The organism is Acetatifactor sp., from assembly GCF_982438285.1.
Genome location: NZ_CEWDFQ010000153.1, coordinates 1 through 7289, shown reverse-complemented (window position 1 = coordinate 7289; position 7289 = coordinate 1). Strand labels below are relative to the sequence as shown.

Sequence of the window (7289 nt, the reverse complement as noted above, 5' to 3'; positions counted from 1 at the left end):
GGAAAGATTAACGCCATAAGACGAAGATGTCAGAAAAACACATCTTCGTCTTTTTTTATTTTTTATAGGGAGGAAGTCATTATGGATACTACTATGATCATCGACACATTTTGGGTACTTGTGGCAGCTATCCTGGTATTCTTTATGAATCTCGGATTTGCGGCTGTGGAAGCGGGCTTCGCCCGGGCGAAAAACACGGTGAATATTTTGTCCAAAAACTTTATCGTGTTTGCAGTTTCCTCTCTTGGCTTTCTGCTCTTGGGCTGGGGACTGATGTTCGGCGGCAGCAATCCCTTTGTGGGAACCAGCAATCTGTTCATTCTGGGAAGCTCGGATCTTTCGTTTTACGACGACACATTAACGTCAAACGTTCCCTTCTGGGGGAAATTTTTCTTCCAGCTTGTATTCTGCGGAACAGCGGCAACCATCGTGTCCGGCGCGGTGGCTGAAAGAATCAAATATGTTTCTTTCATTATTTTTTCCTTTGTGCTGACGCTGATCATTTATCCCATTGTAGGACACTGGGTATGGGGCGGCGGCTGGCTGGCTCAGATAGGCTTTATGGACTTTGCAGGTGACACCGTAGTGCATTCTCTGGGAGGCTGGGGCGCCTTGACAGGCGCTATGATCCTTGGACCTCGTATCGGAAAATACGGCAAGGACGGAAAGGCCCGGGCAATTCCCGGACACAGCATGTCCCTGGCAGTGATCGGCCTGTTTGTCCTGTGGCTTGGGTGGTTTGGCTTTAATCCCGGCTCTACCATGAGCTTCCAGAATCCTTCGGATGTTATGTACATATTGGTTACCACCAATACTTCTGCCATTGCGGCAGTGCTGACCTCAACTATCACCTCCTGGATCTTTTTAGGCAAACCGGACCTTGGCATGACCATCAACGGCTGTCTGGCAGGTCTTGTGGGAATTACCGGCGGCTGCGCTTATGTGAGCGTACAGAGCTCTTTGATCATTGGAGCCATTGCCGGCATCTTAGTGGTATTTGCAGTTGTATTCTTTGATAAATTAAAAATTGACGATCCTGTGGGTGCAACCTCCGTTCATCTTTGCTGCGGTATATTCGGCACTATTTGTATCGGATTGTTTGCCCAGGAGGGCGTCACCAGTCTTTCCACCAGAAACGGCCTGTTCTTCGGCGGCGGCTTCGGGCTGCTTGGCACACAGATTGTAGGAATTCTTGCGGTGGCGGTATTTTCCTTTGTGACCACCTCCCTGGTTTGGCTGGCTTTAAAGAAAACCGTAGGCATCCGCGTATCCCGCGAAGAGGAAATTGCCGGACTGGATATTGGAGAGCACGGTAACCTTGCCTATCCCGACTTTGCGCCTGCGGCAGCTTCCATGGATGAATTTGCGGACGATGTAAAGGAAGGAGAAATTGTTTCAGAGACAGCTGATGAAAAGAAGGCGGAATCTGCCGATGGGGCTGTATCAGAATCTGTCCCTGTGATTCACAAGGAGCGCCAGGGAGCAAAGATGACAAAGGTTACCATCATTACCAACCAGGCAAAATTCAATCAGCTGGAGGCGGCCCTGACAAAGCTTGGGGTTACCGGTCTTACCATTTCCAATGTATTTGGATACGGTATGCAGAAGGGACATGAGGCTTCCTTCCGGGGAGCGCCCATAGAGGCACGTCTGCTTCCCAAGGTGAAGGTGGATGTGGTAATCTGTAAAATCCCTACCGATACTGTGGTAAACACGGTGCAGAAGGTGCTCTGCACTGGCAAGGTGGGCGATGGCAAGATTTTCGTCTATGATGTGGAGGATGTTGTGAAGGTTCGTACCAATGAGCACGGTTACGACGCTCTTCAGGACGAGGAATAATTCTGACGCTTTATATGAAAAAGATATCCTGGGCTGTCCTGGACGGCGCAGGATATTTTTTATTGTAATTGACATTTGGATTTTGCTGCATTACACTTAAAATATAATTACTTAGTGCAATATTAAAGTTTTCACTTAAATAAAAGGAGAAGAAATCTTATGAAAAAGCTGTATGTCAATCCAAATGTAAAGAGAGGGCATATCAATCCGGAGCTTCAGGGACATTTTTCCGAGCACCTGGGCCGCTGTATTTATGAGGGGATTTACGTGGGAGAGAACTCCTCCATCCCCAATGTAAACGGCATGAGAACAGATGTGGTGGAGGCCCTTAAGGAGATCAGGGTTCCGGTGCTTCGCTGGCCCGGGGGCTGCTTTGCGGATGAATACCACTGGAAGGACGGCGTGGGGCCCAAGGAAAAGCGCAAGAAAATGATCAATACCCACTGGGGAGGGGTGGTGGAGGACAACAGCTTCGGCACCCACGAATTTATGGAGCTTTGCAGGCAGCTTGGCTGTAAGACCTATGTAAACGGGAACCTGGGCAGCGGAACCGTGCAGGAGATGAGCGAATGGGTGGAATATATGACCTTTCACGGGGTCTCTCCCATGGCGGATCTGCGGAAGGAAAATGGACATGAGGAGCCCTGGAGGGTGGACTACTTTGGCGTGGGCAACGAAAACTGGGGCTGCGGCGGCAATATGAGGCCGGAGTATTATGGAGATTTGTACCGCAGATATCAGACCTATGTGAGAAATTATGACCCCAAGGCTCCTATTTACAAGATTGCCTGTGGTGCAAATGCGGATGATTATCACTGGACGGACAAGGTGCTGGAGACTGTCTTTGACCACGGAACCGGTTTTATGAACGGCATGTCTCTTCACTATTACACCCTCTGCACAGGGGATTGGGGACACAAGGGCTCAGCCACGGATTTTGACGAAGCGGGGTGGTACCGCACCCTGAAGGCCACCTTGAAGATGGAAACACTCATCAAACGCCATGGAGCTATTATGGATCAATATGACCCGGACAAAAAAATCGGTATGGTTATTGACGAGTGGGGCACCTGGTTTGATGTGGAGCCAGGCACCAATCCGGGCTTTTTGTACCAGCAAAACACTATGCGGGATGCGCTGGTGGCAGGCATTAATCTGAATCTTTTCAACAAGCACTGCGACCGGGTGAAGATGGCAAATATTGCCCAGATGGTCAATGTGCTCCAGGCAGTGCTCCTGACTGAGGGTGAAAAAATGATCAAAACCCCCACCTGGCATGTATTTCATATGTACAAGGCTCATCAGGACGGAGAGCTTGTGGAATCCTCCATCGAAAATGAAACCATCGGCGTGGAGGCAGACAGCATGGTGCCAAAGCTTACGGAATCCGTATCCATGGCAGCAGACGGCAGGCTCCATGTAACTCTCACAAATCTGTCGGTGGATTCCTCCGAGGAAATCCAGGGCATTTTTGCCCAGAGTCCTGTGAAGTCGGTGAAGGGAACGGTGCTCACAAACCACTTTAAGGCCCATAACACCTTTGAGGAGCCGGATGTGGTACATACCCGGGAATTTAAGGAAATTTCTGTAGATGGAAACAAGCTTATCTTTACCCTTCCGGCCTGCAGCGTGCTGCATTTGGAGGTGGAGATTTGACAGGAAGGGAAGGCTGCCCGCTAAAGCGGGCAGCTTTTTACTTGACTTGCGGCGCAGACAGTGGTAAATTAATTCCATGTAAAATAAAAGAAACGTCAATTACCGCCGGGTAACGTCTTATTCATTCCGTCAGGCCTTTGCAGGAGTGAAGTAAGGCGTTTTATTTTGCGGATTTTGGAGGTATGAATTCATGAAAAAAGAGAACGCATGTCTGCAGGAATTTATCAAATATTCCTCTCTCAACGTGCTGGGAATGATCGGCTTGTCCTGCTATATTCTGGCGGACACCTTTTTTGTGTCTAAGGCTCTGGGGGCGGATGGTCTGACAGCCTTAAATCTTGCCATCCCTGTTTACAGCTTTATCCATGGCAGCGGCCTTATGATCGGAATGGGAGGCGGCATTAAATATGCCATTGTGAAAAGTCAGAAGGATGCAGACAGAGCGGATCGGATTTTTACCAATGCCGCGGCGCTTATGGTAATCATATCCGGTATCTTTTTTCTTTTGGGCATTTTTGGCACAGGATTTCTGGTCAGACTTCTGGGGGCGGATGAAGCGGTTTTTCAGATGACGAAAACCTATCTCCAGGTGATTTTGCTGTTTGCACCCATGTTTATGACGAACAATCTGCTTTTGTGCTTTATCAGAAACGACGGAGCGCCCCAGCTGTCTATGACGGCCATGATCTGCGGCAGCCTGTCCAATGTGGTTTTGGATTATGTATTTATGTTCCCTCTGGGAATGGGGATTTTTGGGGCGGCCTTTGCCACAGGTCTGGCTCCGGTGATCAGTATTTTGATACTTCTGCCCTTTTTCGTAAAGAAGAGAAATCAGTTTCACCTGCGAAAGGGAAGGCCTTCGGCACGGCTTTTCGGCGGTATCCTTTTAAACGGAGTGCCTTCCCTGATCACAGAGGTCTCCTCAGGAATTGTGATGATTGTATTTAATACCCTTTTGCTTGGACTGGCAGGCAACATCGGGGTTGCCGCCTACAGTGTGATTGCTAATCTCTCCTTGGTGGTGATTTCTATTTATACAGGAATTGCACAGGGAATACAGCCTATCGTCAGCAGCAATTTCGGGAAGGGAAACAGGAAGTATGTGGAGGCGATTCTTCGGTATGCCCTGATTGCAGCGGCAGCGGTGTCTGTCCTTGTTTATGGGGTGGTCTTTTTTGGAGCTGAGGGTATTGTGAGCGTGTTTAACAGTGAGCAGAATGCACAGCTGCAGGAAATTGCAGTCACTGGAATGAGGATTTACTTTACTGCTTGTATATTTGCAGGCTTTAATATTATTGTGGCTGTGTATTTTACCGCTACGGAGCATGCCCTCCCGGCACATATCATTTCCCTTCTGCGTGGTTTTGCTGTTATTATTCCTATGGCGCTTGCGCTGTCGGCGGCGGGTATTTTGGGAGTCTGGTCGGCATTTCCTGCAACGGAGCTTTTGGTGGCCCTGCTTGGAGCAATCATGCTTTTGAAAAGAAAAAAGAGCCATCCATCTGGGGTTTCTGTGTTATAATTCTATGTAACCAGGCGTTTGCGAAACCCGCTCCCTGATATCAGAAACTGGGCATAATAACCAAAATAAGGGTGACGAGCCACTGCTTCGGAACCCGTTTTTGGTTATTATGACCAGGTTCGTGACTTTGCCAGCGAGTTTCGCAATTACCTATTCTATGTAACAGACATAAGGAGGAAAGCAATGTTTGATTATAAGGATACCGTGGATGGGCTGATACAAAAGGAGATAGAGGAGGGAAGGCTTGCGGGGGCAAGTCTTTTGGTGCGCTGCCGTGACAGAGAGGTTTATTTCAACGTCTACGGACAGGCGGATATGGAAAAGAAAAAACCGATGAGGAGAGATACCATTATCCGGCTTTTTTCCATGACAAAGCCCGTTACGGCAGCAGCTGTCATGATTTTGGCCCAAAGAGGGGAAATTGATTTAAAGGATCCGGTATCCAAGTATCTTCCCTGCTTTGCGGGGCAGACGGTCTGGACTCCCCAGGGAAGGGTGCTTCCGGCAGACCGGGAGAACACCATCACAGATCTGTTAAATATGACCTCAGGCATTCCCTATCCTGATTTGTCCCATGTGCCGGGCAAGCGTATGGATACTGTTTTCAAAGAGCTTTGGGAGCGCAGAAAAAGGGGAGAGCGGGTGGATACCCAGGAGTACTTAAGGAGAATTGCGCAGATTCCGCTGTGCTTTCAGCCTGGTGAAAGATGGATGTACGGACTGTCTGCGGATGTGCTGGGCGGCGTGGTGGAAGCGGTCAGCGGGATGACTTACGGCGCGTTTTTGAAGAAAGAGCTGTTTGAGCCGCTGGAAATGCCGGACACAGGCTTTTTTGTGCCGGAAGAAAAGAGAGAACGCTTTGCCCAGATCTATCAGTGGGAGGAAGAGGGAAAAAGGCTTGTGCCCTATGAGGATTCTCACCTGGGAGAATATTACGGGGAGGATACGTCCTTTGAATCCGGCGGCGCAGGACTGGTATCCACTATTGACGATTACAGCCATTTTGCGGAAATGATGCTTCACAAAGGGGAATATAACGGAAAACGCATATTGGGAAGAAAAACGGTGGAATTTATGACCTGTGACCGTCTGACCAGAGAACAAAAGTCGGGATTAAACTGGGACAGCACGGCGGGATATGGTTACGGATGCCTGATGCGCATTCTTATAGATCAGGGGGAGGCCGGAACCACGGCGCCCCTTGGAGAATATGGCTGGGATGGCTGGACGGGCAATTATGTGACTATGGATCCGGAGGATGATATGACGCTTATCTTTTTCATGCAAAGCTGCGGATCCGGATGTACACCCCTGGTGAGAAAGCTGCGGATGGCCACCTTCGGGGCCCTGGAGGAACTGATGGGCAAAGAGGACTAGAGAGAAAGCAGACTTCTCTCTAGTCCTCTTCCATATCAAAATCATCCACGTCTGCAGCAACGGCAGAGGTAACAGAAGCGGCTACAGCGGCGATTACTGCGAAAATGATGATCAACAATCCGCCTGCAAGAATCAAAAACATAGGTATACTCCTTTCCTTGAGAGCTATTCCACAAAGGAATTGCTTATGATATAAAATTCCTCCTGGCTGGGAAGGTATTTCTTTTCCAATACTTCAAAGCCCTGGTCATAGCTTTGCGCTTCCTGTTCATTTATATTCATGACAGGACTTTCCCGGTAAAACCATTTTCTGCCGTCGAAAACGCTTGGGATCAGCTCCTTTACCAGCATTCCCGCAGGATACCTTCCCTGTGGCCATTCGGTGTCCGCAACACAGACATTAAACCTTTTACAGCTTTGAAATCCCCGGCTCACATAGTTGGCGGGGCTTCCGAAGATGACGATGCTGTCATAACCCATTTCCACGGCCCGCTGAAAGGAATGCTCCATGAGCAGCTTTCCATAGCCCATTCTCTGATATTCGGGCACTATGGAGACCGGACCAAAGGTAAGGGTCTCTTTTTTTGCACCGCTTTCATCGGTCAGTATTGCCCTTGTATACATGATATTGCCAACCACCTGGTCGTCCATTTCCGCCACAAAGTCCAATTCCGGTATGAAATCCTGATGGCCGCGCATGACATGAACCAGATAATGCTCCGTACATCCCGGCATATAGCGGTTATAAAAGGCCCGTCTTGTGATCTGCTCTACCGTTTCATAGTCCTCTGTTCTTTCATTGCGAATAATCAGCATGACAAATCCTCTTAGCTTTTTTTCTTTTCCTTTATGTGATAATATTAATTTAATACAAATATTACGATATGTAAAGGAG

The 7289-nt window shown here is 48.7% G+C and carries 6 protein-coding genes; 4 read left to right on the top strand and 2 right to left on the bottom strand.

Going from position 1 to position 7289, the window contains the following annotated elements; all coding sequences use genetic code 11:
* Positions 1–81 precede the first annotated feature (81 nt).
* From AC1WIP_RS08875 to AC1WIP_RS08860, 4 genes are all read left to right on the top strand, one after another.
* Positions 82–1839, top strand: a complete 1758-nt coding sequence (locus AC1WIP_RS08875) for an ammonium transporter (RefSeq protein ID WP_481141504.1) — start codon at positions 82–84, stop codon at positions 1837–1839.
* A 159-nt stretch (positions 1840–1998) separates the two neighbouring features.
* Positions 1999–3495, top strand: a complete 1497-nt coding sequence (locus AC1WIP_RS08870; RefSeq protein ID WP_481141503.1) for an alpha-N-arabinofuranosidase — start codon at positions 1999–2001, stop codon at positions 3493–3495.
* A gap of 190 nt (positions 3496–3685) precedes the next feature.
* Positions 3686–5017 carry an MATE family efflux transporter gene (locus tag AC1WIP_RS08865; protein ID WP_481141502.1) on the top strand — a complete coding sequence of 444 codons (1332 nt, stop codon included), beginning with the start codon at positions 3686–3688 and terminating at the stop codon, positions 5015–5017.
* A 183-nt stretch (positions 5018–5200) separates the two neighbouring features.
* Positions 5201–6394, top strand: a complete 1194-nt coding sequence (locus AC1WIP_RS08860) for a serine hydrolase domain-containing protein (protein WP_481141501.1) — start codon at positions 5201–5203, stop codon at positions 6392–6394.
* 19 nt (positions 6395–6413) lie between these two features.
* On the opposite strand, the gene AC1WIP_RS08855 is transcribed toward AC1WIP_RS08860, so the two are convergent.
* Together AC1WIP_RS08855 and AC1WIP_RS08850 are read right to left on the bottom strand one after the other, a co-directional pair.
* The gene (locus tag AC1WIP_RS08855; RefSeq protein ID WP_481141500.1) at positions 6414–6536 is read right to left on the bottom strand and encodes a hypothetical protein; all 123 of its coding nucleotides are present in this window, start codon (positions 6534–6536) and stop codon (positions 6414–6416) included.
* 23 nt (positions 6537–6559) lie between these two features.
* Positions 6560–7210, bottom strand: a complete 651-nt coding sequence (locus AC1WIP_RS08850) for a GNAT family N-acetyltransferase (protein WP_481141499.1) — start codon at positions 7208–7210, stop codon at positions 6560–6562.
* Between the last annotated feature and the right edge of the window lie 79 nt (positions 7211–7289).

Coding starts and splice junctions, on each gene's coding strand:
- AC1WIP_RS08875 (WP_481141504.1), top strand. CDS start 82: ATGGATACTACTATGATCATCGACACATTTTGGGTACTTGTGGCAGCT.
- AC1WIP_RS08870 (WP_481141503.1), top strand. CDS start 1,999: ATGAAAAAGCTGTATGTCAATCCAAATGTAAAGAGAGGGCATATCAAT.
- AC1WIP_RS08865 (WP_481141502.1), top strand. CDS start 3,686: ATGAAAAAAGAGAACGCATGTCTGCAGGAATTTATCAAATATTCCTCT.
- AC1WIP_RS08860 (WP_481141501.1), top strand. CDS start 5,201: ATGTTTGATTATAAGGATACCGTGGATGGGCTGATACAAAAGGAGATA.
- AC1WIP_RS08855 (WP_481141500.1), bottom strand. CDS start 6,536: ATGTTTTTGATTCTTGCAGGCGGATTGTTGATCATCATTTTCGCAGTA.
- AC1WIP_RS08850 (WP_481141499.1), bottom strand. CDS start 7,210: ATGCTGATTATTCGCAATGAAAGAACAGAGGACTATGAAACGGTAGAG.